The sequence below is a fragment of the Fuerstiella sp. genome, from assembly GCA_022447225.1.
Classification (GTDB): domain Bacteria; phylum Planctomycetota; class Planctomycetia; order Planctomycetales; family Planctomycetaceae; genus S139-18.
Genome location: JAKVAZ010000008.1, coordinates 21457 through 48049, shown reverse-complemented (window position 1 = coordinate 48049; position 26593 = coordinate 21457). Strand labels below are relative to the sequence as shown.

The 26593-nt window shown below is 52.8% G+C and carries 18 protein-coding genes; 12 read left to right on the top strand and 6 right to left on the bottom strand.

Features of this window, described 5'->3' with window-relative positions; translation table 11 throughout:
- The first annotated feature begins 36 nt into the window (after positions 1–36).
- The 6 genes from MK110_09590 to MK110_09565 all read left to right on the top strand — a co-directional run bounded on the left by MK110_09590 (position 37) and on the right by MK110_09565 (position 8932).
- Positions 37–1158, top strand: a complete 1122-nt coding sequence (locus MK110_09590; GenBank protein MCH2211544.1) for an aminopeptidase — start codon at positions 37–39, stop codon at positions 1156–1158.
- Between the two features lie 6 nt (positions 1159–1164).
- The gene (locus MK110_09585) at positions 1165–2808 is read left to right on the top strand and encodes an anion permease (protein MCH2211543.1); all 1644 of its coding nucleotides are present in this window, start codon (positions 1165–1167) and stop codon (positions 2806–2808) included.
- Between the two features lie 836 nt (positions 2809–3644).
- Entirely contained in the window at positions 3645–4463 is an 819-nt protein-coding gene (locus MK110_09580) for a hypothetical protein (GenBank protein MCH2211542.1), read from the top strand.
- A gap of 444 nt (positions 4464–4907) precedes the next feature.
- Positions 4908–5483 (top strand): FHA domain-containing protein, encoded by a 576-nt coding sequence (locus MK110_09575; protein ID MCH2211541.1) that lies wholly within the window; start codon positions 4908–4910, stop codon positions 5481–5483.
- A gap of 100 nt (positions 5484–5583) precedes the next feature.
- Positions 5584–7596: a serine/threonine protein kinase gene (locus MK110_09570; protein ID MCH2211540.1), complete on the top strand. Its 2013-nt coding sequence runs from the start codon at positions 5584–5586 to the stop codon at positions 7594–7596.
- Between the two features lie 88 nt (positions 7597–7684).
- Entirely contained in the window at positions 7685–8932 is a 1248-nt protein-coding gene (locus MK110_09565) for a hypothetical protein (protein ID MCH2211539.1), read from the top strand.
- Between the two features lie 173 nt (positions 8933–9105).
- Here the strand turns inward: MK110_09565 and deoC are convergent, their stop codons facing one another.
- Positions 9106–9834 (bottom strand): deoxyribose-phosphate aldolase, encoded by a 729-nt coding sequence (gene deoC, locus MK110_09560; protein MCH2211538.1) that lies wholly within the window; start codon positions 9832–9834, stop codon positions 9106–9108.
- 601 nt (positions 9835–10435) lie between these two features.
- On the opposite strand from deoC, the gene MK110_09555 reads away from it, so the two are divergent.
- Both MK110_09555 and MK110_09550 read left to right on the top strand, forming a co-directional pair.
- Entirely contained in the window at positions 10436–10942 is a 507-nt protein-coding gene (locus MK110_09555; protein MCH2211537.1) for a hypothetical protein, read from the top strand.
- Between the two features lie 126 nt (positions 10943–11068).
- Complete coding sequence (locus MK110_09550) at positions 11069–12757, top strand: response regulator (GenBank protein ID MCH2211536.1); 1689 nt, start codon at positions 11069–11071, stop codon at positions 12755–12757.
- A gap of 165 nt (positions 12758–12922) precedes the next feature.
- Here the strand turns inward: MK110_09550 and MK110_09545 are convergent, their stop codons facing one another.
- A complete protein-coding gene (locus tag MK110_09545; GenBank protein ID MCH2211535.1) occupies positions 12923–14095 on the bottom strand; it encodes a glycoside hydrolase in 1173 nt (390 codons plus the stop codon).
- A gap of 287 nt (positions 14096–14382) precedes the next feature.
- Here MK110_09545 and MK110_09540 point away from each other — a divergent pair, with 287 nt between their 5' ends.
- The gene (locus tag MK110_09540; protein ID MCH2211534.1) at positions 14383–16578 is read left to right on the top strand and encodes a DUF1549 and DUF1553 domain-containing protein; all 2196 of its coding nucleotides are present in this window, start codon (positions 14383–14385) and stop codon (positions 16576–16578) included.
- Positions 16579–16663: 85 nt separating this feature from the next.
- Positions 16664–18112, top strand: coding sequence for a DUF1501 domain-containing protein (locus MK110_09535; protein MCH2211533.1), 1449 nt, complete (start codon positions 16664–16666; stop codon positions 18110–18112).
- Positions 18113–18118: 6 nt separating this feature from the next.
- Here MK110_09535 and MK110_09530 read toward each other — a convergent pair whose 3' ends face one another.
- The 4 genes from MK110_09530 to MK110_09515 form a co-directional block, all read right to left on the bottom strand.
- The gene (locus tag MK110_09530) at positions 18119–19816 is read right to left on the bottom strand and encodes a hypothetical protein (protein MCH2211532.1); all 1698 of its coding nucleotides are present in this window, start codon (positions 19814–19816) and stop codon (positions 18119–18121) included.
- 442 nt (positions 19817–20258) lie between these two features.
- Positions 20259–21380, bottom strand: a complete 1122-nt coding sequence (locus tag MK110_09525) for a glycoside hydrolase (GenBank protein MCH2211531.1) — start codon at positions 21378–21380, stop codon at positions 20259–20261.
- Between the two features lie 185 nt (positions 21381–21565).
- Positions 21566–22339, bottom strand: a complete 774-nt coding sequence (locus MK110_09520) for a class I SAM-dependent methyltransferase (protein ID MCH2211530.1) — start codon at positions 22337–22339, stop codon at positions 21566–21568.
- Between the two features lie 240 nt (positions 22340–22579).
- The gene (locus MK110_09515) at positions 22580–23839 is read right to left on the bottom strand and encodes a glycosyltransferase family 4 protein (GenBank protein ID MCH2211529.1); all 1260 of its coding nucleotides are present in this window, start codon (positions 23837–23839) and stop codon (positions 22580–22582) included.
- Positions 23840–25021: 1182 nt separating this feature from the next.
- Between MK110_09515 and MK110_09510 the strand changes: the two genes are divergently transcribed.
- Both MK110_09510 and MK110_09505 read left to right on the top strand, forming a co-directional pair.
- Positions 25022–25207: a hypothetical protein gene (locus MK110_09510; GenBank protein MCH2211528.1), complete on the top strand. Its 186-nt coding sequence runs from the start codon at positions 25022–25024 to the stop codon at positions 25205–25207.
- A 92-nt stretch (positions 25208–25299) separates the two neighbouring features.
- On the top strand, positions 25300–26502 hold the full coding sequence (locus MK110_09505) for a glycosyltransferase family 4 protein (GenBank protein ID MCH2211527.1): 1203 nt from the start codon (positions 25300–25302) through the stop codon (positions 26500–26502).
- The last annotated feature ends 91 nt before the right edge of the window (positions 26503–26593 follow it).

The window sequence follows — 26593 nt, the reverse complement described above, 5'->3', positions numbered from 1 at the left end:
GATTCGATCTGTCTGCCGCCGTTGTAGAGGTTGGAAATGCAGGATCCACGGATAAGTCGGCTTGCCACAACGCTGATCGACCACAGTTGTCGGCTGAAAGCCGGACAGAAGGTCATCATCGAAGCATTTGACCTGCCCGAACCCGGTCTCGTCTGCCGATTGATTGAGGAAGCCACGGCACGTGGTGCGATTCCGCTGGTGATTTGGAAAAATAACTCTGTGCTTCGCAGTCTGTATCGCTCTGCGACAGTTGAGTCGATGACGTTGGCAGGGCAACTGGAGGCCGACGCGATGAAGCTGGCCGACGCTTATATCGGTATTCGCGGCACAGCAAATTCCGAAGAAATGTCTGATGTCTCTCCGGAAAAAATGGAACTGTATACCAAACACTGGTGGCAGCCGGTCCACATCGACATCCGAGTGCCCGGTACGCGATGGGTGGTGCTGCGCTATCCGACATCCTCTATGGCCCAGGCGGCTCAACAAAGTACGCAGCAGTTCGAGGACTTTTACTTCGAGGTGTGCACGGCTGATTATGCTCGTATGGCAGAAGATCTGAAACCACTGGTGGTTCGAATGGAGGATGCCCGGGAAGTTCGGATCACCGCGCCTGGAACGGATCTCACATTCTCAATTGAGAATATTCCGGTCGTGCCCTGCTCCGGTGAATGCAATATTCCCGACGGTGAATGCTTCACAGCTCCGGTTCGTGACAGTGTCAACGGTACGATCAGGTTCAATACGAAATCTCGATATCAGGGAGTGGTCTTTGATGGAATTGAGTTTGAACTGAAGGATGGGCGGATTGTCACTGCCAACTGCAGCAACGATTCCGAGCGACTCAACCGTATTCTCGACACAGACGAAGGCGCTCGCTATGTCGGTGAATGGTCACTCGGGACCAACAATCGAATTCTGCATCCGATGCTGGACACACTATTCGACGAAAAGATCGGCGGTTCATTTCATTTCACTCCTGGTAATGCCTATGACGAAGCGGATAACGGCAACCGAAGTCGAGTCCACTGGGACCTTGTACTGATTCAGCGGTCTGATTACGGTGGAGGTGAAATTCGGTTCGATGGAGAAATCATTCGGCGCGACGGGCGTTTTGTTCCCGAAGATTTACAGCCGCTGAATATCGGACTGCCGGAATAAACCACGGTGAATGACTTGCCGGCTGCATCATCAACAACCTGGAAAATTCCTCGGGGAGTGGTTCTGGCTTCACTGCTGACCGGCTTTGTGCTGATTCTGCTGGCTCCTGCTCCAGCTCTGACCGGGCCAGACGGCGTGACAACGGCCATGTCGCCGGAAGCCTGGCGTATGGTTGCTGTTACGTTTCTCATGGCAGGGTTATGGGTCAGTCAGATTGTGCCTATGGCTGCGACCAGTCTGCTGCCGCTTGTACTGTTTCCCCTGCTCGGAATTCAGTCGGCCAAAGAAGTCAGTCGGGCGTTTGTCAGTGACATGCAGTTCCTGTTTATCGGTGGATTTATCATAGCCCTGGGATTGGAACGGTGGCATGTCCATCGTCGAATCGCCCTGCATATCGTGAACCGCGTGGGGGTCAGGCCCCGGCAGCTGGTTCTTGGGATGATGATCGCCACGGCAGCGCTGTCGATGTGGATCAGTAACACAGCCACAACACTGATGATGGTTCCGATTGCACTGGCCCTGCTCCGAACGGTCGACAGCAGCCGTACGGATTCAGAGTCAAATCGTACAAAATCCATGTCCACGCAACTGGCCCTGCCGATGTTGCTGGGGATCGCTTACGCCGCGAGCCTTGGCGGAATGACGACTATCGTGGGAACGCCGACCAACACTGCGGCCGTTGCCATCTATCAGACTCGACTGCCGGAGGCTCCGGAACTGTCAGTGACTCGGTGGATGATGGCAGCGATTCCGGTTGGAGTGGTTTATTTCGGAATTGTCTGGCTGGTTCTGACGTGGTCTCTGAAACGCGAACGCAGCAGTGAGGCTGAACTGGGTCGCGAACTGACGCGACGTCTCAAAGCGCTGGGCCCAATTACTGCTGCAGAAGTACGCATGCTTGCTGTGTTCGCAGGAGTTGCAGTACTGTGGGTACTCAGACAGCCGCTGGAATTTGGGAACTGGACACTGGTACCGGGGTGGTCGTCATTGCTGGACTCGTGGTTTCAGCTGCTGGGACGCAGTGACGATTTTTCTAGTTCAGTTCACACAGAAAAATTTGCATCAGACGCCACTGTTGCGATTGCTCTGGCGGTAATGATGTTCTTCATCCCTTCCGGAACTCGTGACGAATTCGGACGTCGCGTGCCTCTTATGAACTGGGAAACGGCTGTCAGGATGCCATGGGAAATCATTCTCCTGTTCGGTGGAGGGTTAGCTCTTGCAGGTGGCTTTTCTGACGATGTGTCAGGACTCGCAAGCTGGCTCGGACAGGCTCTTCAGGGGCCTTTGCAGGGGCAGTCGACGTGGCTGGTCATCGCTGTGATTTGTCTGATGATGACATTCCTGACCGAAGTCACCAGTAACGTGGCGACAATCAGTACTGTGTTACCGTCGTTGTTAATCATCAGTGAGCAGCTGGACATGGATTCGCGGCTGCTGCTGATTCCGGCAACGCTGGCAACAAGCTGTGCGTTTATGCTGCCCATAGCCACTGCACCCAACGCTATCGTTTTTGGTTCAGGACGGATCACTGCCGGTCAGATGGCGCGGTACGGGGTGGTTCTCAATCTGGTAGGTATTCCATTACTGACCGCTGCTGCCTGCTGGTACATAGGGCCGTTACTGGGTGTCAGTGGAGCCGGACGATGATCGCGAACGCTCCCGGCAGACGTTCGAAATATTACCGGCGGTCATCAACCGTTCGAATTCTCCCTCGTCGAGGCCCGCAGATGCAGCAGTCATCATGCCGAATCCTCCACCCGGCATGATGACTGCCGTGATCGCTGTCACTGTGACTGTGGGCAGCGACAACCAACCACGATTTCCGGGGTGACACAACTTCTCGCGGCTATGAAAAGTAAAACACGTACGCCGGACGAGCTCAGCAGCAAACCGAATGTGAAACGGCGTTTATCCATCGTTTTCACCTGCGGAGGCGGAATCTTGGCCGGAGGTGCGATTCGTTGAAGCGTTCTTTTTTGATTTACGGCCTCTGTTCCTTCGGCAGATGTCGTTCTCAACTGCGGCTGACGATTAATTTCGGCGGCCTTTGACCGGTGGAGCATTGTGTTTTTGAGTGGTGTTCGGCTGTTGAAGTGTTGCGATCATAAACTGCGTTTCCTTATTTACTTCGACGCCGATTCCTGCGGGCCCTGATATCCGTCGAATATTGATCAGCTGACAGGGACCGAATTGTTGCGGTCGCGCGGCTCACGGTTCCGTTTGCGGCAGGACGAACGTCTACAAAAACGTGAAGTTTTTCTCCTGGTTCAAAAATTCGGCCAGGAATTGTGTTGTTGAAGCGAATCACGGTTCGGGGAAGTTCGGAAACCTTTTCGGGGTTCCGGTTTACTGAGATTCGGGCCGCTCGATTTCTTTTCAATTTTCTGTGGAATCGTCCAGGAAAATCGGTCCGCCGGCGAATCACTTTCTATGTCTGCTCAAACGAGCAAATCATTCAGCGTGTGAAACGGAAGGGGACTGAGATGATTAGAAAATCACTTGCAACTGCAGTACTACTGGGAATTGGAAGTGTGGTGCTTCTTGGAACAGATGCCTGCAGCTACGCCCGCACATTTTGGGGGAATGTACGGGAAACCGTTCGTTCAGAAATCGAATCGGAATTCAAGCTCGACAGTATCCGCGATCAGGTCGATAGTCTGATGCCCGAGATTCGACAGCACATGAAAATTGTGGCAGAACAGGTTGTCGACATCCGAAATATGCAGACCGACATTACCGAAAAACAAAATCAGCTGAACAGCCAGAAGGCTTCGATTCTGGCTTTGCGATCGGATCTTGATTCCGGTCAGGACCAGTTCACTTACCGTCAGGTTTCGTACACCAGACATGAAGTGGCATCAGATCTTGTTGAGCGATTTAGTGCCTATCAGCTACTGGAGGCGTCACTGGATCGCGACCTCAAGATTCTGGCTGCAACCAAAGAAACGCTCAATGCCAACCGGACGAGCCTGGATTCAATGATGTCGCGCAAACAGGATCTGGCGGTTAAGGTCTCACAGGCCGAAGCTCGACTGAAGCAGATTCAGGCCACAGAGACAGTCAATTCGCTTGAAGTGGACGATACACACCTCAGTCGGGTCGAAGAACAGCTTCGGGAACTCAACCATGACATGGATGTTCGGGAAGCTCTGCTGGAAACCGAAGGGCATGTTCTGGGGCGAATTCCGGTTGAAGAGCCAGTGATTCCGCAGACAGATGTTATTGGTGAAATCGATCGACACTTTGGTCTGTCGGTTGATTTGGAATGTCTTACCAACCTGACATCCGTCGACAACCTGTGACAGAGCCGCCGATGATACGAACGTCACAGAAAACCGACCCGGACACACGCCGCTCCGGACACAGCGCGACAGCTGAAAGTCCGGGGCCATTTTTGTACTCATGATGATTTATGTTCGATACGCGCGAGGAAGAGTTCGGATTTCGGGGCTGAACTGCTGTGGTGTGCGACGTCGGCATCCGGATTACGGAAAGGATTCGACGGTTCAGGTTATTGAATTCTGTGCAGCGGGTTTGAGTCTGCAGATCGATCCGATCGTAAAAAATCCACAGAGTCGTAACCTGTTATCCAATACGTCACCATGTCGAAGTTCATCAATAACAGCACAGCGAACATTCGACCGTATGTCGGAATCGGACGATGGCGGTTCGGTACAAAAATCGGGTCAGCAAAAGCGGTAAATTCAGGGAAATGCGTTGTGTCGAACGGTTGCATTCAATGTTACATGCTCTGGATCGACGGAGTCGGTGCCTGGCAGCTTTACGTGGGACATTCGTTTTCGATTGGGGCTCCCACATGTGAAGGCAAATCTGCAGATATCACTCTGCAGGCCAATATTTCCCGCCAACATGCGACCCTTCACTGCGTGGAAGAAAACTGGCAGGTAATCGCCAGACACGGGACCAGTGTGTCCGGCCGAACCGTTAATTCTGCAACCATTCTGCGGAGTGGTGATCAGCTGCGTCTGGGCGACCGGGTTAAGCTTGGATTCCGGCTCCCCAGTGTGTTGAGTTCCACTGCGGTCCTCGATTTTGAAAGCAATCATCGACCTGTACACAGCGTTGACGGCATTGTTCTGATGGTCGACCATTGTCTGCTTGGTCCCGGACGTGAGCAGCATATCTTCTGTCCGGACTGGCCGGACGTGGTTGTGTTTTATGTCCTGGATGGATCGTTGCGGTGTCGATCATCACTTTCATTGAAGGTCGATGGCAGACCGCCGTCGGATTCGGTTCGCCTTGAGCACGGATCCGTTGTTGACGGAAAAGACCTGAGATTTCGAATTGAACAGATCCACTGAGTCCGATTGTCCGTTAAACCGGTCAGGCTCAGCCTGTGTTTTACATAATTCCAGTTCCGGGAACCCAAATCACTTCTGGTGGTACAGCGGATCCGAATCCATGAAATTCACCTTTGGTCCCGAAGCCAGTCCGCTTGACGGGTACACCATTAAACGTGCGATCCATCGCGGAGGTTTTGGAGAAGTTTACTATGCGTTGAGCGATTCCGGGAAAGAAGTCGCTCTGAAGCTGCTGCACAACAATCTGGAAGTGGAGCTTCGCGGTGTATCTCAGTGTCTCAACCTCAAGCATCAGAACCTGGTGACGATCTTTGACATTCGTATGGATCGGGACGGGGACCACTGGATTGTGATGGAATACATCGCAGGTCGGGGGCTCTACGACGAACTGCAGCGATATCCGGACGGAATGTCGATTGATCAGGTTCTGGGATGGTTGTCCGGAATGACAGCCGGACTCAGTTTTCTGCACGATCGAGGTCTCGTGCACCGGGATCTCAAACCGGCGAATGTATTCCGCGATCAGGACACTGTTAAAATCGGAGATGTCGGGCTTTCCAAGTATATTTCGGAATCACACCGCAGTGCCCAGACGCAGAGTGTCGGCACGGTTTACTATATGGCTCCCGAAGTGTGTCGCGGTCGATACGGACGCGAAGTCGACGTTTATGCTCTCGGAATCATTCTGGTGGAGATGCTGACGGGGCAGGTTCCGTTCGAGGGGGAAACCACGGCTGAAATTCTGATGAAGCATATGACGGCTGAGCCGGAACTGTCCGACCTCCCGGAACGTCTGCAAACGGTCATTTTAGCTGCGCTGGAAAAGGATCCGGAACTGCGGATCCAGGACGTCGAAGAACTGGAACGACGATTTCGTGACGCAGTCGCCTTGAAGAATCCTGCGGACTCCGTGTTGGAATTGGGATCCGGGCTGCCTCCGCTAAGCCCGGTGAGTCAACCAAAGTCCACTGTTGTTACCGGCAATTCGGTACAGACAGATCCACAACCGGTGACTACGGCGGACTTAGCGGGCTACTGGACAAAAGTTCCAGCTCCGGCGAAATGGATTGTTGGTGGCATCCTTGCTGTCATGCTGCTGCAAATTTTACTGGAAGCAAGAGTTCTGGGCTTTGTTACGTTTGGCGCATTTCTGGGCATTGTCGCCTACGCCGGATACCTGGCCGTTCGTTATCCGTGGAGACCGGAATCACCCGGATCGATCAGGAGCGAGGATCTTTCAAAAATCGCAAAGGGGGAATCCGTACCTGAACCGCAACCGGAAGTCGTTAATGCTGTTTCCGAAAGGGCCTCCGGTCAGTCGTCTACGGTCCGTCGACATTATCGCGGCAGACGAATGTTTGTTGGCTTGAATCCCGCAACTCCACGCATCATCTCCCGACGTCAGCGAATTTCCGATCTTGCTAATTCACTGTCCATCTCTGCGGCAGCAACTATCCTGGTGACTCTTGCGGTCTACCAGATCACAAGTCTCCTGCATGAGCCTGTTCATGCTGTGTTTTTTGGAAGCGTAACGATGTTGGCCGCGTGGGCGCTGCTGATTCCGTCGAAACTTCGTGAAGGCCGGTCCGGAGAAGTGTTCGTCCGGCGTGTGACACAGGGGGTGCTTGGTCTGGGAGTTGGATTTCTGGCAGCCGGACTACAGAACTATCTGATGCTTTCAGGGGATCCGCTGTTTCATGTTTCCGATTCGGTAGGTGAGTCCCGGGTTGTCGGCCGAATTCATCTGGCAGACGGCAGCGGCTACCCGACGTTTTCTGCGTTCATGATGTTCTTTGGAATTCTGTTCGCGGTTCGTCGATGGTGGTGGCAGGCCGATAGTTTTCGAAAATCACGGTTTCGTATCTCAAGCGCTCTGATGACGCTGCTCGCAGGTGTGGTCGTTGCCGGACTGCTGCAGTTTCCTGGTGCCCTGGGTGCCACATGGGCGCTGGCAATCTCGGCAGTCATTCAACTTTCTGCAGCATGGACGCCACCGTCTCAAAGAGACCTGATTCACAAGACTTCCGGTCCGTCTGCGTTCCAGACACCACAGGTCGGTGCATTTGGGCGAACATCCTCCAGTCACGTCACCATCAATAACTGTGCCGAGTAAACGCCTCAATTGAAATGGGAGTGGTTACGTAACCAGCGGGCGCTGAAATCGAATAGGATGCGGCCGCAGTGATTCAGAAGTGAAACTTATGTCAAGGGTTATCGCCATTTTGATCATCAGCGTCACCGCAGTTGCTGCTCGTCAGATTATCGCACGCGGTCGAGTTCCTGCTTTAGCTTTGTGGTCCGCCGGACCTGTCATGTCTGTACTGGGCGTTGTGGTTTTCGGCCTGTGTTTGATGATGACAAATCGCTGTGAATCTCAAACGATGTTACCTCCACAAATGGCAATGAAACACCGTGCCGCTGTAAATGATGATTCAGTGCTGTTTCCCGGCCCGGCGGCAGCTGTCGGACAAAGACCGGCGGGCGTGGATCGAAGGTTGGTTGCAGCCGCAGACATTCCGCCCGATCCCCTGACGCTCCCTGTTGAGCTGACTGAATGTAACAATAGGATTTTGTCAGCTTCATCTGCAGCAACTCTCGAAAGTTTACTCGGGACGGAAGGAACCGTTGTCCGTCACAACCGAAGTTGTGGTGTGCTTTTAGAGCTGCTGCGGTTCGATGCCCTCCCTGGATCCCGGAGTGAAGCCTTGTCCGGTTTCCATGCACTGGTCACCGCGATGTTCCGGCTGACAGTCCCCGCTGCCACAGTAACGGCGACTGTCGGCTTTCCGGAGACATCGGGAGTGTCGATTGGTGCACCGTCCGAAATGGAACGACCTTCATGGCTGGAGGACATGACGGACACCCGAATCGTAGTCAGAAGTGAATTTGAAGAGACTCAGGACCAGGCCCAGGCACAGTTGGCTGCTGAAATCGCCCGAGTACTGCTGGAAGAGGCGATGAGTGAGGTGGATTCAGAAGCTTCGGAATTTCTATTGGAACAGAACACCTTTTCCATGGGGGACAACGCGGTTGGAGCGAGCATCGTGGATCGATTTTCTGAAGAAGTCCCGATTTCACTCGGCAGCGGTCCGAAACGCATGTTTAGAACAGCTGCTCTGATTGAATTTCCGGAAAATTTGAAAGACCAGGCTGTTCGGCACGTGAAGCGGTCAGTGCAGACTCGGCGCACATGGACAGTCACGGCAGCAGCCGTCAGTCTGGCACTTGTGGTGAGTCTGGCCGCGGGACTGCTGCAGCTGGTCGGAAGTTCCAGCATATTCAATCGGTGGTGCGGTATTCCGCTGATTACATTGTTGATACTGCCGGGTGCCGCAATCAGCAGCCAGCTGGTTCATCAGGTGGTCACCAACCGGGACACCGATTTTCCTTCACCATTTGAATTTCCTGTAACGGTCGTCGAAACGGATTTGGAACACGCTGATCACTGATCCGTAAGTGAGAATCAGAGGTGTACTCAGCAGGAGTCGCCTGTTGAGTGTGACAGCGGGCAGGACTGTGAATATTCGTGGAATTCGGTTGAGTCCGGAAGCTGTTGCAGGCGGCGTTTGGCCTGCCTCAGATCACCGTCGGTCAAATTGTCAGTTTGTTTAAGCCGATTGTTTCAGTATTCCGGTGTTTCGCCGGTCGATCCGACAAACTCAATCGGTGCAAGCTGCAGACGGAGGCGTACCTCATCCAGAATGGCCTGCGTACTGCTGGTCCCGATTCGGGTCACTCCGATCTTACGTGCTGAGAGGAGTGAATCCAGAGAGCGGATTCCTCCGGAAGCCTTGACCTGCACTGTTTTCGGTACGGTTCTTCGCATCAGTATTAAATCGTCATGTGTGGCACCGCCGGAACCGAATCCGGTCGAAGTTTTGACCCAGTCGACACCCAGCTGTCCGCAGATTTCACACAGCCGGATTTTTTCATGGTTCGACAGATAACAGGTTTCGAATATCACCTTGACCCGTCCGTCGGCACGATGGGCAAGATCCACCACGGCCTCAATTTCCGAGCGGACGTAATCCCAGTCACCGCTCAGTGCCTTAGAGATATTGATCACCATATCAAGTTCGGCACAGCCGTCAGCCAGTGCGATTCGGGACTGCTCAACTTTACTGTGGATGGCTGAGGCACCATGAGGAAAACCAATGGTCGTACAGGGGACCACGTCGGAACCGGCAAGAAGCTCTGTACATCTTTTTACTGCAAACGGCATGATGCAGACACTGGCCACGTTGTAGGAGCGAGCCATGAGACACCCTGCCTCAAGTTCATTCGTCTTCAGCGTTGGCTTTAGCAACGCGTGGTCGATCATTTTTGAAATGTCGGAATAGTCCCAGTTCATCGCTAGACCTTACAGTCGGCTGTCTTCTTCAGACGTCTTCCAATTCATCGGCATTGAGACAATCCGGGTTTCTCACGTTAGCAGCTCAGTGGAAGCGAGATGTCTGTCACACCTGCTGCAAACTATGTTTCATTTCGACGATATGACAGAACAGAATTTAGCAATTTGACGGTACCGGATGTACCCATTTCGGGAACCTGGATGTCAGATTGGTGTTCAGGTGATTCGACAAACAGAGGCTCTGTACATCGGGTGCGAATCGTGTTCCGGTCTGCCGCATGAATTTGATACGGAAACCCGATAAATTGATACCGGGATACCGGTACGAGGTGGCAGCAGACTGATCTACTGAAAATGTTTGCATTTTTCGGGTGGGCCGTTGACCGGGGTGATCCACAGCCGTTGGTGATCTGATTCGCGGAACTCCGGTGGTGTTTCAGTACTCGTCCGGACACTGCCGGAAACAATTACGCGGAAAATCTGAGTATTCAGCGGTTTCGTGACCGTGTGATCAGAGTAATATTTTGGTGGCTGCCGGTGTCAACAGCGTTGCAGCAAAGAGTAAGAAACTGTCCGAATCCTCAGGAAGGAGATGCTCAGAATGTTCAATCGTCCGTGGGGACTGATACTGCTCAGTCTGTTCCTGTGCAGTCCGGCTCAATCTCAGGAAGAATCCCGTCAGAAACGTGACAGAGAGTTTTCAGAACGTATGGCAAAAACTGTTCTGGTGGGTTCATTCACGATTGATGGCCAAAAAACGGGATCTGTTCCCAAACAAGAACGATACGAAATCAACAGTGTTGAAAAATCGACCGGCAATCTTTGGGTGTTTACGGCCCGTGTCAAATACATGAAGTTCGATGCAACACTGCCCATTCCCGTTCCCGTGGAATGGGCTGGCGACACACCGGTGGTGACGCTGACAGATGCCCGACTCCCGGGGCTGGGAGACGGATTTTCATGTCGGGTGATTTTTCATGACGATCGGTACGCCGGAACCTGGCAGCACGGGACGATTGGTGGTCACATGTTCGGTCGAATTGAAAAGCAAAACGAGGAGCACTCTGTTTCACCGGGTTCGGCCGGTACTGACGGACCAAACGAATGATTTGAGACTTTCATTAAGATTCATGAAAAACGTGCTGAGTTGACCTTTCGGCGGGTTCGTTGTTGAGTTTTAATCGCAGGACAATCGACGGACTGTTTCAGACTCCAGTCATCCAGGAAAACAAGCGTGTCAACCTCGCGACCGCGTCTGCTGGTGTCCGGTGACGTGGACAATGTGACTTCTGATCTTTGTCGAAATCTGAGTGACTTTGTCGACATCATTCGGACAGAAAAAGATCAGGATTCATCATCAATTGATGGTGTGCTGTTTACCGGAACGCAGACGGAGCGGTCGGCAGACCTCCAGATTTGCGCACAGGGATTTTTGGACAGCGTTGCCGTCGGACTGGCGCTGGTGGACGATCATCACCGCGTTGTCTGGCACAATCAGGTATTCGCAGAGATCTCCCGTGATGGTCAGCCGCTGACCGGGTTGCCGTTTTTTGAATCAGTTGACGCAGACGAGGATAATATCGCACTGCTTCGCCGGAAATGGCCGGACGGGGGGCGATCCGGGTGCTGTGTCACGATTCAGCTGTCCAGTCGGCGTTACGTGGAAGCTCTGGCCTCTTGTGCACAACTGCCGACACCAGAGGGAATTTCGGCCAGATTTACTTCTGTTTGTCTTCGTGACATCACACAACAGGAACTGGCACGCCGAAAAAGTGCCGCCATTCATGACGCTGGAATGCGACTGAGCGATTTGAGACCGGATGAAGTCGCTATGATGTCGAATGAAGACCGTATCGAAATCCTGAAGGAGAATATCCTTACGTTCTCGCAGCAGATCCTGGGATTCGACACCATTGAAATTCGGCTGCTGGATCCGGCAACACAACAACTGGTTCCTCTGCTGCAGGAAGGGATGCAGGATGAAGCTGCTTGCCGAATGCTGTACGCCCGGCAGGATGGGAACGGTTTGACCGGATATGTGGCAGCAACCGGGCGCAGTTATCTGTGTGCGGATACTCAGTCAGAATCTCGTTATCTGCGAGGAGCGGAATATGCTCGCAGTTCGTTGACAGTGCCGTTGCGACTGGATGATGTCATTCTGGGAACGTTCAATGTGGAAGGCCCTGGTGCTGACACATTTGACGAAGCCGACCTGGAGTTTCTGGAGCATTTTGGTGCTGTCGTCGCAATGGCACTCAATCAGCTGCAGTTGATGATGGCAGAAAAGGCGACAACCGCAGAACAGCATGTCACACGTCTTCAGCAGCAGGTTGCCGGTCCAACGGACGATATCCTGACTGACGCGACTTCGATCCTTGAAAAGTACATTGGTCACGATCCTGACGTGTCGGAAACGCTGCAGCGGATCCTGACAAAGGTTCGACAGATTCGTTCATGTATTGGTGAAGTCACGGAGGTGCCGACAGAGGATACTGCCGTACCTCAGCCTCGACTGCACCGTTCTCTGCGATCTGACCTGATCCGAAAGCGAGTCCTTGTTGTGGATTCTGATCCGGCCGTACGTGCGGAAGCGCATAAGCTGCTGGACCCGCAGGGATGTGTGGTGGAGGCGGTGCCAACGGGGGCTGCGGCCTGTCGGATGATGCGTTCCCAGACTTACGATGTGGTGCTGGCAGACATTCGACTGTCCGATATGACCGGTTTTGAATGTTTCATCAGTATGCGAGACATCGATACACATACCCCCGTCATTTTCATGACAGGCTTTGGATATGACGCATCGCATTCCATTGTTAAGGCACGACAGCACGGTCTGAAAGCAGTCCTGTATAAGCCGTTTCGTGTTGAACAGCTGCTGACAGAAATTGAAAAAGCGATCGCCACACCTCCACCACTGGAATAATGAACCGGTTCTGAATGATATAGTGAATTGATATCAGGTGTTCGAGGTGTGCTGCACGGGATTGGCTGGTAGAAATGACTGTGTAAGAGGATGAGCCTGCTGTCGGGGGCCTCGTTTCCACACGTGTCCGATCTTAGTACCGGCTACAGGTCCTGCTCAACAGGTTCACAGTTCCCTGGTACCCGGATCCCAGATGGTGTTACTGATACGTCGGTAGACGCTCTGCGACGTGTAGTGGTAGTACAGTGTTACGACCTTGCCGTCCGGTCGCTGGACGGAACGCGTGTATCCCATGTCGCGACCACCCCCAACGGTGTTCAGCACGAACGAGCGTTGCCATGTTCGTCCACCGTCGCTACTGAGTTGTGCACGGATCTCAAAAGGAGTCTGGCGATCCCCGTAGGTGAGTACCAGGCGGCCGTCACGAAGCTGAATCAACGATGGAGGATTGCCTTCGCCGAGGTCAGCTACGGCATGATTGAGAAACTTCCAGCTTTCCCCGTTGTTCGACGATCCCCATGTATCGATCCAGCGATGACGGTCTTCACCTTTGCCTTCCCGTCGCCTGGTTGTCATTAGCAGTTCTGTGGGGTTAAGCCGAATTGTCGACGGCATGATAGAGAACCCGTTCGGTTCCGGCCCAACGTATGAAATCAAATGCCAGTTGATTCCGCCATCTGTTGTACGTCCACAGATGACCCGACCTTCCTTTTGATTGCTCTTGGAGGCTGTGAGAAATACGTGACAGTCAGTCTGGCTGTTCACAATGTAGTCGGTCCGGGCCATGATGCCTGACTGACCGAACGATGGAACGACAAACGGGCCTTTCCAGTTGTGACCGCGATCATAGGAGTAGTACAGACGCGACGTGCCTCCGTGGATATTCTGAAACCGCATGGTCATACAAAAATGTGGATGAGCAAAGTTAATCGGTTCTGAAATTGTTACGGGTGACGGTTCTGAGTGCAGTGGATCCGTAATTCCGTGGCGCTGGCCGCCTTCATTGATCAGCATCCCTCGGTCATTCGGAAATTCCATCGTCCATGTCTCACCACCATCAAGGCTTCGTGCAAGCACATGGTGTTCGGGTTTGTCACGGTCGATGTTGTGTTTTTTGCCCAGATTCTTGTGAATCCCTGTGCTGAAACCGACAAGGATCTCGTTATCCCAGATCCACATGCCGTGATTTGCCGGCCAACCCGCAAATTTTCCGTCTGCACCATGGACCAGAATGTGGCTTATGATTGTTGGAGGAGTAGCCGCGACAGAATGCGAACAGGTGAATCCAGTGATCAGTAACAGGGCTGTGGCAACAAATCGGTGGATAACAAAGGGCATATTCACGATTTTCTGAAGATAACTTAAAGACAAACGACGATTAACCAATGGCAGGGTGAATGAAGTTTCAGTTCGATTCAGGCCATTTTTTTGCCGAATTTACCCATGTTGGTGACCAGCAACTCACAATCGTTTTCGTGATGGCGGGCAGCTGAATCCAATGGTTGCGATCAAAGTTTGATTGGCCCGGCAAAACATGGTATTTTAAAGAACAATGGCGTCTTAATCTTACGACAGGATTAGTGAATCCGACGTCGATCGTGCGGGACAGGTTCAGGTAATTGAGTATGAAGCTATCGAAGCCAATCTTCCACTCCGCAGGTCATCTTGCACTGTTGATTGTGCTGGTTCCGGTGACGGACCACTCAGCAGTGGGGAAAGATACATTGGAGTGGCCGTGGACACCGCTGGTTGAGCCTGCTGTACCTTCAGTGACGACGACGGACGGGGTTCGGAATCCGATTGATGCCTTTGTACTTTCCAAACTGACATCGAAGGGGCTGACACCTGCTCCGCCAGCCTCTCCGGACGCGTTGTTGCGTCGGTTACAGTTCGGGCTGATCGGACTCCCTCCCAGTCCACAGGAAATGCAGGCGTTCGTTGCTGATCCGTCCGACGAGGCATACACCGGACTCATCGAGAAACTGCTGGATGATGAGGGTTACGGGGAACGCTGGGGGCGGCACTGGCTGGACCTCGTTCGCTATGCTGACACACGTGGGGGAGCCATCGACTATCCGCGTCCGCATATCTGGCGATACCGTGACTACGTGATTCGTGCCTTCAACCAGGATCGTCCGTATGATCGGTTCATTCGTGAACAACTGGCGGGCGATGCGTTTAAATACGGAGATGAGGGCCGCATCGGTCTGGCATTTCTGCATCTCTGGGTTCCGGTGGAAAGATCTGAATCTCAGTTATCGCGGCGAGATTTTCTGACGGATGTAGTGGGTGTCACCGGATCTGTATTTCTTGGTGTCACTCTGGAATGTGCTCGCTGTCACGATCACAAATATGATCCGATTCCAACGCGCGACTACTATCGGATGGAGGCGTTCTTTGCTCCGCTTGTTGTAGGTCCCGAAAAACTTCCGTTTGGGCAGTATGAGAAGCCGGTTCGTAACCGGGAGACGTGGGAGCAGCAGAAACAGGGATGGCTGACGCTGCTGGATAAACGAAAAGAATGGCAGGATCAGAAGCTTAAATCGTATCGGGAACGTCTGAGAAAACGATATCGACCGGCGGCAACTGCTGAGCTTAAAGATGTCGTTGCTGAAGACGGCACCCGTGACCTTCCAATGGCAATGGATGAGGGGATTCTGTTTACCCCTGAAGAGGTTGCCACTTACAGGAAGATTAAACGCCAGACAGCACGCTTTGCAAATCCTAACCATCGCGACTACTTCGAGCCGACAGCTTACCTCGCGAAAGATTCGTCTCTCAAAGACGACGTGGCGACTTATGTTCTGTCCGGCGGAAGTTACAAGCTGAGAGAAGATGCGGTTGAACCGGGATTTCTGAGTGCCGTAACCGGAAGCTCAAATCCTGTGGATCTGACGGGATTACCGGGCACACGTCGCAGACTGCTGGCTGACTGGATTGCTTCTCCTGACAATCCTCTGACGGCTCGTGTTATGGTCAACCGCATATGGCAGTATCACTTCGGGAAGGGGCTCATTGCCACTTCAAGTGATTTTGGAGTGAACGGCAGTGGCGGGGTGTATCGTGATCTGATCGACTGGCTTGCCGTTCAGTTCCGCCGCAGCGGATACAGCATCAAAGAAATGCACCGCCTGATTCTGACGTCGAACGTCTATCGGCAGTCTATGGTTCACCCGCGGGCAGCCGAGTTCGATAAAATTGATAACAGGAACAAATATCTTTGGGTACGCAATCCGGTCCGGCACGAAGCTGAAGTGATTCGTGACAGTGTGCTGGCAGTAAGTGGATCGCTCAATCGTGAAATGGGTGGTCCTCCGTTCTTTCCTGCCGTGGATGACGAACTGATGCAGCGGGCACCAACCTGGTGGGAACCTGCTGAACCGGATCAGCGCCATCGACGTACGGTTTACATGTTGCAGAGTCGTTCTCTTCAGCTTCCTTTTCTCAAGGTATTCAACGGGGCCAATATTGACGAAAGCTGTCCGGTTCGTGATGTCACAACGGTGACGCCTCAGGTTTTCGCACTCTTCAACAGTCAGTTCATGCAGCAGCAGAGTGCCGAGTTTGCCGGACGTATCACACGCGAGGCTGGTTCTGATTCTTCACGGCAGGTGGAATATGCGTACCAGTTGGCGTATCAACGATCTCCAACCTCAGAAGAGCTCGACAGCTGCCTGGAATTCCTCGAACGGACTGAATCAGTCAAAATTACGACGACCGGGAGCAACACTGAACTCAACCACGCATTGGCACCATCCGGTTCACTCACTGATTTGTGTCTTGTCTTACTGAACAGCAATGAGTTTCTGTACCTTCAGTGACAGTGTGGCAGCAGACTGCAATGGCTGACTGTGGGATCAGCAGAGCAGTGTTTCAAACAATAAAGTACAAAGAATCGATGCCGCGATGAAACAACGCCAGCAGCAGAGTCAGGTTCAGTCAGCGACGGCGACGGGCGATTACCGCCACAGACCGGATCGTCGCAACATGTTGTACAATTTCGGAAACGGTGTCGGCGCACTGGCACTGACGTCGTTACTGCAGCGTGACGGTGTGATCAGAGCAGACGATACGGGCGTCCTGTCTCCGCGGTCGGGACACCTGCCGGGCAAAGCTAAATCCTGCATTTTCCTGTTCATGTCCGGTGCTCCGAGTCAAATGGATACGTTTGATCCGAAACCGGAGCTGAACAGACTTCACGGTCAGCCTGTCACACGGATTTACGGCAGCCTTGTCAAACGACTGTACGTTGCCTGTCCGTTTACGTTTCAAAAACACGGTGAATCCGGCATCGAAGTCTCGAATATTTTCCCGAGACTTGCGAAGTGTGTCGACGACATGGCGATCATCCGCTCTCTGCATACGAGTGTTGAATCACACACGACAGCGACGTTTTTCATGAATACGGGGATGCCGATTCCCGGCAGTCCTTCAGTCGGCTCCTGGGTGGCATACGGACTTGGCAGCGAAAACGAAAATTTGCCTGGATTTGTTGTGCTGCCTGATACTTCCGGCGGCGTCTTTGGTGGCGCAATGAACTGGTCAAATGCGTACCTGCCCACGGAATGCCAGGGGACTTTGCTCAATCCTGTCGGACCGGCGATCGTGGATTTGCAGCCCGAGGGAATCGGGCGACAGCGGCAGTACAATAATCTTCGGATGTTGAACACATTGAATGAAAAGACGCTGCATTTGAACCCTCGGAATCAGGATCTGATTGGGCGGATGAGACAGTATGAACTTGCTTTTCGAATGCAGTCTTCTGTGCCGGATGCTCTGGACGTCGCTCAGGAGTCACAACAGACTCAGGAACTGTACGGACTGGACTCGCCGGTGACTGATGAGATGGGGCGCAAGTGTCTGATGGCACGCCGGATGGTGGAGCGAGGCGTCCGGTTTATTCAGATCTATTGCAACGGCTGGGACTCTCACGAAAATATTGCCAGCAACCATCGTCGCTGTGCTGAGCGAACCGATGTACCAATGGCCGGTCTGCTCACCGATCTTCGCCAGCGCGGGCTGCTGGACGACACTCTGGTTGTGTGGGGTGGAGAATTTGGCCGGACTGCAGATAACTCAATGAACTTTTTCCGCACCAGTCCCGGTCGCGACCACAATAAGCGGGCCATGATCGCCTGGATGGCAGGTGGCGGCGTCAAGGGCGGTACCGTTGTTGGGGGAACAGACGAACTGGGCATCAACGCAGTGGATAACACATACCACACACATGATTTACACGCCACGATCCTGCATCAGATGGGTCTGGATGACATGGAACTGACGTTCTATCATGCCGGACGGTTCAAACGTCTGACCGATCTGGGCGGACAGGTCATTACAGAAGCACTGGCTTGAGCAGGCTTAAAACACCAGATCGAGTTCCAGCCGGTTGATCCGCAGATCGTACTTCAGGCCGGGCGAACGTTCTGTCAGCACAACTTCCAGCTCATTGTGATGCTGGCTGAGTATTTCCGGCGGCACGTTGATACGGATGCCTTGAAACTCCTCGTCGATTGACGTCTGAACCGGGAACCCGAGCACACCGTTACCAGCAGGAACCTGAATACGCCCGCCCAGAACTGAAAGAGCCACGCGTCCGTCCCTGTCCGGCACGCTCAGTACACGGTCGTTGATGGTCACGCTCAAAACATCTTGGTCGCCCAGGAAATCGACGCCCAGCCACAGTTCTGCTTTCTCAGGCTGAACCCGCGTTGCAGCAGCAGCTTTTCCGCCACTCAGAATAAACCGTTGAGGGATATTCTTTTTCAGCTGTGCTGGTAATGGTGCGTCCTGTCCCTGAACGTTGTAGCGAATGTAGTCTGCACCGGTTTGTCCACGCGGGACTGCAACGCGGTGCGAAAGTATGTAGCGTCGGGGCAGTCGGGCCAGAGTATCCGGGCTGGAGATCTGACCCAGCAAATGACGTCGCCATGATCCGTGGTAACACCAGTTGCCCATATACAGTCCGTCAGCGCCATCGGCCCAAAGATTGGACGCGCTTCCACGGATGACCTCGTCCGGACTGACCCGATAGCCGTTTCCAAATGGTGTAATACACGGGTAGACGGGTACATGACGTTTTGTCGACAGTTCGTGAAACTCCCCCAGTGTCGGCAAATCCGTCAGAGACTGTCCGACAATAAGCATATCGACAAGATCTTCGTCAACCCAGCGTGCCACATCGAATCCACCATTCTCACACCAGGACAGTCGCTCCGGTACTCGTACCGCCAGTTCAATCGGTCGTCCGCGACGCTGCGCTCGACGCTGAAGACTTTCACGAACGGACTGCATAAATTCTGTCAGATAATGTGCATTCTCTCGTTCTGTCCCTCGCGGGAAATAGAGAGTGTGCTTCAGCCAGTCCAGTTCGATTCCGTCAAAGTCCCAGCGATCGAAGAACTCTTCAATAGTACGCAGTCTCAGTGCACGCACACGTGGATGAGTAAAGTTCAGTGCCGACCACCAGTCCAGGTCCTCAATCAGCCAGTCCGGATTCTGGCGTTTAAACGTGGCCAGTTCCGGGTTGGGCAGCGTCCCGGGGCCGTGCTGTCCGTCGTGACAGTCATTCATTCGCAGTGAAATAAAGGCGGCCATTCCGCGTTGATGACATTCATTGACTAGAACTTCAGGAGGGTTATGTCCGGCATCGGCCAGAGCTTTGGGGTTTCGATACTGATCAGCAGCATCAACTTCGGTACCACCGTGCCAGGTTTTTGACTTCGGAAATGTGAATTGATCGGCCTGACCGGGCCATTCCAGCACGTTGCTCTGGTATTCGGCAACATTGCCACTGCCGAAGCTGAACAGCACCGTATCCACAGCTTGTTCATCCAGAGATGAAAACACCAATGAACGAAACTGATCCGGACTCAGCTGTTCCGCCTCAACTCCCAGTGCTGCTCGCCCGAAGCAATGGATCATCGAGCCGTTCCAGTTGAACAGCAGCCTGTGACGATCATTTGTCATGGCTGCCGATGCCGATTTCCAGGGTACGAGAGCACCCGCTGCGCTGGAACCGGCATATTGGAGTGCTTGGCGTCGGGTGAGGTTTCTCATCATTTTCTCAGGTAATCGACTGGACCGGCTGGTTGCGTATCACAGGAAAACATGTTTTGTGCGGATGATCCGTCAGGTCGGAGTTGATCAGAATAAAACAGGCAGAGACGACATGCGGGCAGGACGAGTCAGGTTAACCGGACGGATGCCAACAGACAATTCCTAATTTATGATGGTCCGGGTGACTCCGTATGAATATAAAAAAAACTTGATTTCCGGGTGCTGCCTCTTCCGATTGCGGGAGAACCTGGAATCGATGCATAGAATCAGGAAAGCCAGTGTTCATCGGATACTGACAGGCTGTTTCAAAACTGTCTGAGTTGGCGCGGGAATTTCAGCTGACCGTGAGTGAAAGGAGACATGCCTGCTTCGAATGTTTCTGAAATTGACGTGGATGTTCTGCACACATCAAATTGATTCTCTCCTCGTCAACACCTCGGTTCTACAGCGTCAGTCGCACCCAGCAGACGTCCATGCGGTCGTCTTCACCGGCATAGTACACCACCAGAACGTCACCGTTCGACATTACTTCTGCATGCGGCAGGCCGTAATTCCACGTTCCCATCTCGGTTAGCAACTCGCCTGTATCCTCTCCGCCGACCACCGTCGACGTTACTGCATGAGGCTTGTAGAGTTCTACCTCGGTTTCGGGTGCGAACGGAGCGTCGATGGCCGGTGCCATTCGGGCACGAATCGATCGGCTGCGGAAGCGATCGACCCAGGCGAGGACGACTCGGCCGTCCGGCAGTACGGCCGGGACCGATGGCTGATCAGCAAAGCCCAGGTCTTCCGCCGTCGTCCAGCTGTTGCCCTCAGTTGCACTGATGCGACGGTGAATGTTCAGGTAGCGGGTCGTCCGGCTGTCGTACGTCCAGGTGAAAGTGACCAGACGGCCGTCAGGGCCGACACCGGCACGCTGGTCCCAGTTGAAGATCCGTCCTTTTGGATCCTGGCAGATCGTTGTTGTTTTCCCCCAGCTGTAGCCGCCGTCTTCCGAGTACATGTAGACCACGCGTTGTAGCCAGGGTGAGTCATCGTGGTACTGTTTGTTGGTTTCAATGCTTAGCGCCAGCCTCCTGTCGGGCAACAGCAGGATCGGGTTTGTCAGGCTGGGCGGTCCGATGTCCTCTCCTGTCGGGATGTGCCGCCAGGGAGACCAGCTGCGGCCACCGTTCTCTGACTCCGAAAGCAGCAGTTTGATCGGCAGGCAGCCTTCAGTGTTCTCGTTGAAAATCGGTTGGTCCGGATAGGTTGTGCGATCGATCCACATCCCGGCGGCAATGAGATGCCTCTCAGCCAGGACAGTAAGGTAGACGCAGCGCAGCGACCCTTTCATGCCGTCAAAGTCGGTGCGGAACGGACGCTCCGGATCGCTCCAGCTGCGGCCGCTATCGGTGGAGCGTCGCAGTTCCACGGTGGCATCGGCCGAATCCTTGGTGGAGCCGATGCGGTAGGAGGCAAGGAGTGAACCATCCGCCATCGCGGTTGTCGCGGGAAATGTCCCAACCGCCCGGCTGGTACCCCGCTCTCCGGTGTTGATGATCCCTCTTTCCACAATTCGCATTCTGTTGCCACCTTTGGACCTGAGTTGAGACGCCTGTGTCTGTTACGTGTTTTCAGGTAGACAGCAATGCCAGCCGGCAGCGGGGACGTTAGTAGCGCGGGTCCCTCAAATGAGCTATCACATTTCCCGCTAGTTTCATGGATGAATTCCACCTGTCATCTGCAGTAACTCATTTTTAGAAATGATCAGGTATCGTCGTTACTGCGGATTCGTCGCGTTACCAGCGTTGTTCGCTGATTGGGAAATCCATTTCGGTTCAGATAGTCCGGAAGCAGCAGCCGTTTCCAGAACGTTGTGGTGTCACGAACCGTCGTGTTTGCGTCAAATCCGGCTGATACGAACAACTCAACGATATCCCGAATATCACGATAGAAGGTTCGCTGAACGGTGTAATCAAAATAAACCTGAGTTCGGCCGGCAGCTGTTTTTTCGATGACTTCGGGCCAGTCCGGTTTTGGTCCCTGTCCCAGTGACAGCATCAGCCGAATTGCCGCTTTTCGCAGGCGATTTTTTGGTAACCAGTGCACAAACGGCATGAACAAATGTTCTTCCATAACACAGCGAGCACTGGGAAAATTGTGCACACCAATACCCTGGTCAGCTGTCAGGCGGGCCAGTTCAGCAACAACAACGCTGAGATCCGCAACGTGTTCGAATACCTGTTCTGAGCAGACAAAATGGAAAAACGATTCCGGAAATGAATCGAGATCGTCCACGTGACGCAGCATCTCTGTCGGATTCATGTCCCGATTCTCAAACAGCCTGAAACCGTTTTGCATGGTTGTTCTGTCAATCTCGACTCCGAACGCATTGAATCCCATTTCCCGAAGCTTTGCCACGGTACGACCGCGTCCGCAGCCCCAGTCGAGCACATTGATCTGATTTGTCGGACTGTTATGTTCTGCCTGGAGTGTTGTGAGTCGGGACAGAATATTATGTGAGACAGAATACTGACTCAATTCGGTTTCCGTTAAGACATCGTGCTTGGTTCCGATGATTCGGTCTCCTTGATCAGAACAACAAACATTCAGCAGGAATCATGTCTGGTTCCTGCTGAATGCACTGAAAAAATCGCGTCGCCAAAATTACCGCTAACTTTCAAACACGTATATTCAAAGCGGAGATTATGACATGAGCACCAATGTTTCCGGAAGAAACGGAAGTGAAATTCTGTCTCTGTGATACAGAAAGGGTGTGGTTCAATCGACACGGTTTCCTGTGTTCCGACGAATCACATCGGCAATCAGAGGCATAACCACGGCCGCGTTATTGCGTTCCAGAACCTTTTCTCTGGCTCGATTCCCCAGCTGATTCCGAAGACCTGGCGCATCAAACAGCTCTACAATTCGGTTGGCCATTGCGGCTGTGTCCAGATAAGGAACCACAAATCCTGCGTCGTCTTCCACCAGTTCCTGAGTTCCCCCTGCCTGGTCAAAGCACACGATCGGTACCGCTTCCGCAGCCGTTTCGATGGTAACGATTGGATAGGGATCTTCGCGTGACACCATGGCAAACACACTGAGTCCCTGGAACAACGCAATTGGATCCGGTTGCGTGTCGATGAAACGAATCCGTTCTCTCACTCCCAGACGGTCACAGTCATGGAGAAGGTATTCCGACTCAGTGGCGGACAGAGGTCCACCAATCCAGGCAAAATAGATCGGTGCCTCAGGGTGAGTCCTCGCCACGTGCCCCGCGACCTGAACGAATAGATCGGATCCTTTGCGCCACCCGGGTGTTCCGGAAGCACCGACAATAAACGCGTCCTCCGGCATATCAAAACGTTGAACGAAGTTGAGCCTTGCGTTTTTCCAGTTCTCCGGGGAATGCTCACCGATCGGCAAAAATTCCGGAACCATTTCGATGTCATCATCACTAATGTTGTGGTTCTGCATGAGATTTTGACGGACCGCCTGCGATACCGCCAGAAAACGATTCGTATGTCGAATTGTTTGAGCAAACTGACGGAGTCCTATCAGCGTGCGCAGGACGACCTCCAGTTCATGGACATGTGTCACCGTTGGCACATTGTTTAAATCAAAGAACTCGAGCATGTCACCCGTTGCTGAAGTATTTGCATAGATCATTTGCGGTTTCCGAAACCGCAGCCGGAGCCTCAACAGTCGTCTGTGCGAATAACTAATGACCCGGCGAAGTCCGGGAATTTTCAGCAAAGGACGCAGAAAGTGAGACTCGGTTTGAGTCGCCAGGTAGCAAACTTTCGTGTTTGCGACTTCGCTGTAGTCCGGCTCAAGCGGTCCCCCCGCACCCAGGATGACCGAAAACGAAAGATCGGTATTCTCCCGCAGCCAGCGTAGCATTCGAAGCAGGACGATGGGCGCACCCGTCCGGGATGCATCATGTCCGAGGAACAGGATGTCATCACCTCTTCGCTTCCGCCGGGAGTTCTGAAAAAGCATGTCGTCGCCGTTCTCGATCGTGCTTACAGGAGTTCTCATCTGTTCGATCCGGACAGAATGTCGGTATTCAGCCTGGGTTTATTGTGCAGCAGCAATCGTTCAACAATTTGCAAAATCACAATATCGGGTCGTTCCGCGACAATTCTCTCTATATCCAGTTCATCGACCTGCCGCCAATATTGAACTTCCGAAAACTCCGTAGAGAGAAACGGCGCCGGTCGTGTTGCAAACGAATCTTGAAACATCAGAAGTTTAGGATTGTCCGAATGATAGTTGGTGGAAACCAGGAAGGAATCAGAATGTTGGTTGTAGGAAACGCTTCCGTGGAGTTCCACCTAGGACTAGTTTTGCTTCGCGTGAACGGCAGCGAACCGCTGCTTCCTGAAAACGGGTTTTCCACGTCAGCATTTCTGCAGGGTCACCTGATGTCGACTTCATCGTGAAGGTTTGGGTGAACGGACTGCCGGACACTTGTTCTGACGTTTCCGGAGCATCTCAGACGCTGCCAAACACGCACCCAGCTCGTTCCCGTGTATCCGTTTTGTCGTACAGCAGATCATTCTGTTTATGGCTGATGAGAAAATCGGTCAGATCCGGTACGTCGATGTCAGAATTCAGTCACAGAAGCCGCAATATACGGATAGTTAGAAGTTCTCCGGGATCGGTTCAGTAAAAAACACGTGGTGAATTCACAAGGAACAGGGAGTGTTCACCTGACAGACAACGCATTCGCATAGAGATCTGTTTACAGCAAACAGTGAATGTTTGTTTGCTCTGCGCGTCTTTCTGAGTGCCTCTCCATGTCCCGGTGTGCCGGGAAACGTTATCTCACTTTTGTCATCGTCCTGCCAATCGGTGGATGAAGTAACTCACTCCTGCCAGGAAAACAGGTTTATTTCATTCGTTCCAATCTTTAACTCCCGGTCGTGGTCAGGCAATTCCAGGGTCTACTCGGTTTTTGCGGGCAGTCAATGTGTTCGTTCAGGTGATCTTTTAATGCGGAAATCGTACATCTGGGGTTGATAAACATGAACGATTGACTGAGGTACTTCCAACAGACGACCGAGCATCAACGTAACATTTTCCGATGACAATCCTCGCTGTCATCCGGTCAGAAATGGCGACCACCCTGGTCCTTTTTGCGAATTTATTGAAGGTGGCCGATTTTTTAGGGTCGTTCCTGTGAGCGTCAGCTGACTAATTCCATGTTGATACCCTGAAATGTCTCATCGTGTGAGGGCAATGGGTAACGGTTTTACTGAGTTACTGATCAAGCCGGCGTTACTGGTTCCGACGATTTCCCAGTTGATAGTCACACCCGGGTCAATGGAATGGCTGTTTTCGATCGGCTGGGACGCGAGTGTCCTGCGCGGTGTATTACTGAAAACACCGGTGATTGCTGAATGAAGGGGCCGCGTCCAGTGTTCTTGCATACGGAATACCATCGTGGCCGAGGAAACGGAATTTAAACGATACCAGCCCTGCTGTGGTCACAAATGGTGACAAAACGTAACGTTAAGAAATTGAAAAAGCTCCCTGTACTAATTGTTATTTCTCCGGTCGTTTCCGGTGTTGTTTCCTGGGCACTGCGCGTTCAGGAAGCATTCGCTCGGAACGAAAATTATGACGTGAGGCTCGTCTCGACGCATGGTCCCGGCGACGGAACAATCCGTTTCGATCACACGTATGAGCGACCTCGCCAGATCATTCCATTGCTTGAGACTCTGGGCAGTGGTGTCATTATCCCCAATTACATGTGGGACCTGTTTTACCCGATGTGCGAAGCAATCGCCTCAGGCCGGGAATGGCGGATTCTGGGTTATTGTCGCGCCGACAGTAAAAAGGAATACTACGATCCGCTTCAGAAACGGGCTGATTTGATTTCGCATTTCATAGCGGTGAGTCCCACCTGTGCATCAAAACTGGAGTCGTTGATACCATCGCGTGGCAGCGACATTACCATGCTTCCGACCGGTGTATATGTGTCCCCGGACCGGGGGGACCTCAAGTTCTCAGGTCCCTTACGCATGGTCTATGCCGGTCGTGTCATTCAACACCAGAAAAGAATTCTGGATATTGCTCTGATCGCACATCGTCTTGACGATCGGAATGTTGATTACGAACTGCAAATCATTGGGGATGGCAAAGAAGAACACCTTCTTCGAGCCTGCCTTGAAACACAGGTTGCTCAGGGAAAAGTGCGGTTCTGCGGTCGCATTCATCCTGAACAGATGAATGAAGTATGGAAAAACACTGATGTCGTGTTACTGTGTTCTGAGTTTGAAGGGACAAGCAACAGCATCCTTGAAGCGATGGGATTTGGCTGTATACCGGTCGTGACACGTACCGATAGTGGTGTGGAAGGAATTATCAATCACGGTGTTAACGGCCTGCTTTTCGAAATTGGTGATGTGCAGAAAGCAACCGACCATCTTCAGCGTATTGTGTGCAACGACGAGTTCCGCCGGAAGGTCTGCGCGGCTGCCATGGAAACTATCGTTCCGTTTTCTATGGATCGTCACGTTGATGTATTGTCGCAGGTCTTTGACGGACTGATGCGTCTTCCGCCTCGCCGTCAGCAGGCCAAAAAACGCCTGACTGCTCGTGGCCGAGTGCGGATCGCACTGCAATCCTCTCCGGCAGTCAGACTCTGTCGTTCATTTCTCCACAGAATCCGGAAGGCATTTTTCGGACAGGGATGATTCTGTTCACTCATTTTACGATGTGTGTTAGGTTGTGTCAGTTCAGTTGATCGCTACGAGTGTGGCGACTGCTGACAAGTCTACAGATTCA

Bases quoted from the DNA above. Each gene is read 5' to 3' on its own strand.
- MK110_09590 (MCH2211544.1), top strand. From the start codon at position 37: ATGCAGGATCCACGGATAAGTCGGCTTGCCACAACGCTGATCGACCAC.
- MK110_09580 (MCH2211542.1), top strand. From the start codon at position 3,645: ATGATTAGAAAATCACTTGCAACTGCAGTACTACTGGGAATTGGAAGT.
- MK110_09575 (MCH2211541.1), top strand. From the start codon at position 4,908: ATGCTCTGGATCGACGGAGTCGGTGCCTGGCAGCTTTACGTGGGACAT.
- MK110_09570 (MCH2211540.1), top strand. From the start codon at position 5,584: ATGAAATTCACCTTTGGTCCCGAAGCCAGTCCGCTTGACGGGTACACC.
- MK110_09565 (MCH2211539.1), top strand. From the start codon at position 7,685: ATGTCAAGGGTTATCGCCATTTTGATCATCAGCGTCACCGCAGTTGCT.
- deoC (MCH2211538.1), bottom strand. From the start codon at position 9,834: ATGAACTGGGACTATTCCGACATTTCAAAAATGATCGACCACGCGTTG.
- MK110_09555 (MCH2211537.1), top strand. From the start codon at position 10,436: ATGTTCAATCGTCCGTGGGGACTGATACTGCTCAGTCTGTTCCTGTGC.
- MK110_09545 (MCH2211535.1), bottom strand. From the start codon at position 14,095: ATGCCCTTTGTTATCCACCGATTTGTTGCCACAGCCCTGTTACTGATC.
- MK110_09540 (MCH2211534.1), top strand. From the start codon at position 14,383: ATGAAGCTATCGAAGCCAATCTTCCACTCCGCAGGTCATCTTGCACTG.
- MK110_09535 (MCH2211533.1), top strand. From the start codon at position 16,664: ATGAAACAACGCCAGCAGCAGAGTCAGGTTCAGTCAGCGACGGCGACG.
- MK110_09530 (MCH2211532.1), bottom strand. From the start codon at position 19,816: ATGAGAAACCTCACCCGACGCCAAGCACTCCAATATGCCGGTTCCAGC.
- MK110_09525 (MCH2211531.1), bottom strand. From the start codon at position 21,380: ATGCGAATTGTGGAAAGAGGGATCATCAACACCGGAGAGCGGGGTACC.
- MK110_09515 (MCH2211529.1), bottom strand. From the start codon at position 23,839: ATGAGAACTCCTGTAAGCACGATCGAGAACGGCGACGACATGCTTTTT.
- MK110_09510 (MCH2211528.1), top strand. From the start codon at position 25,022: ATGTCTCATCGTGTGAGGGCAATGGGTAACGGTTTTACTGAGTTACTG.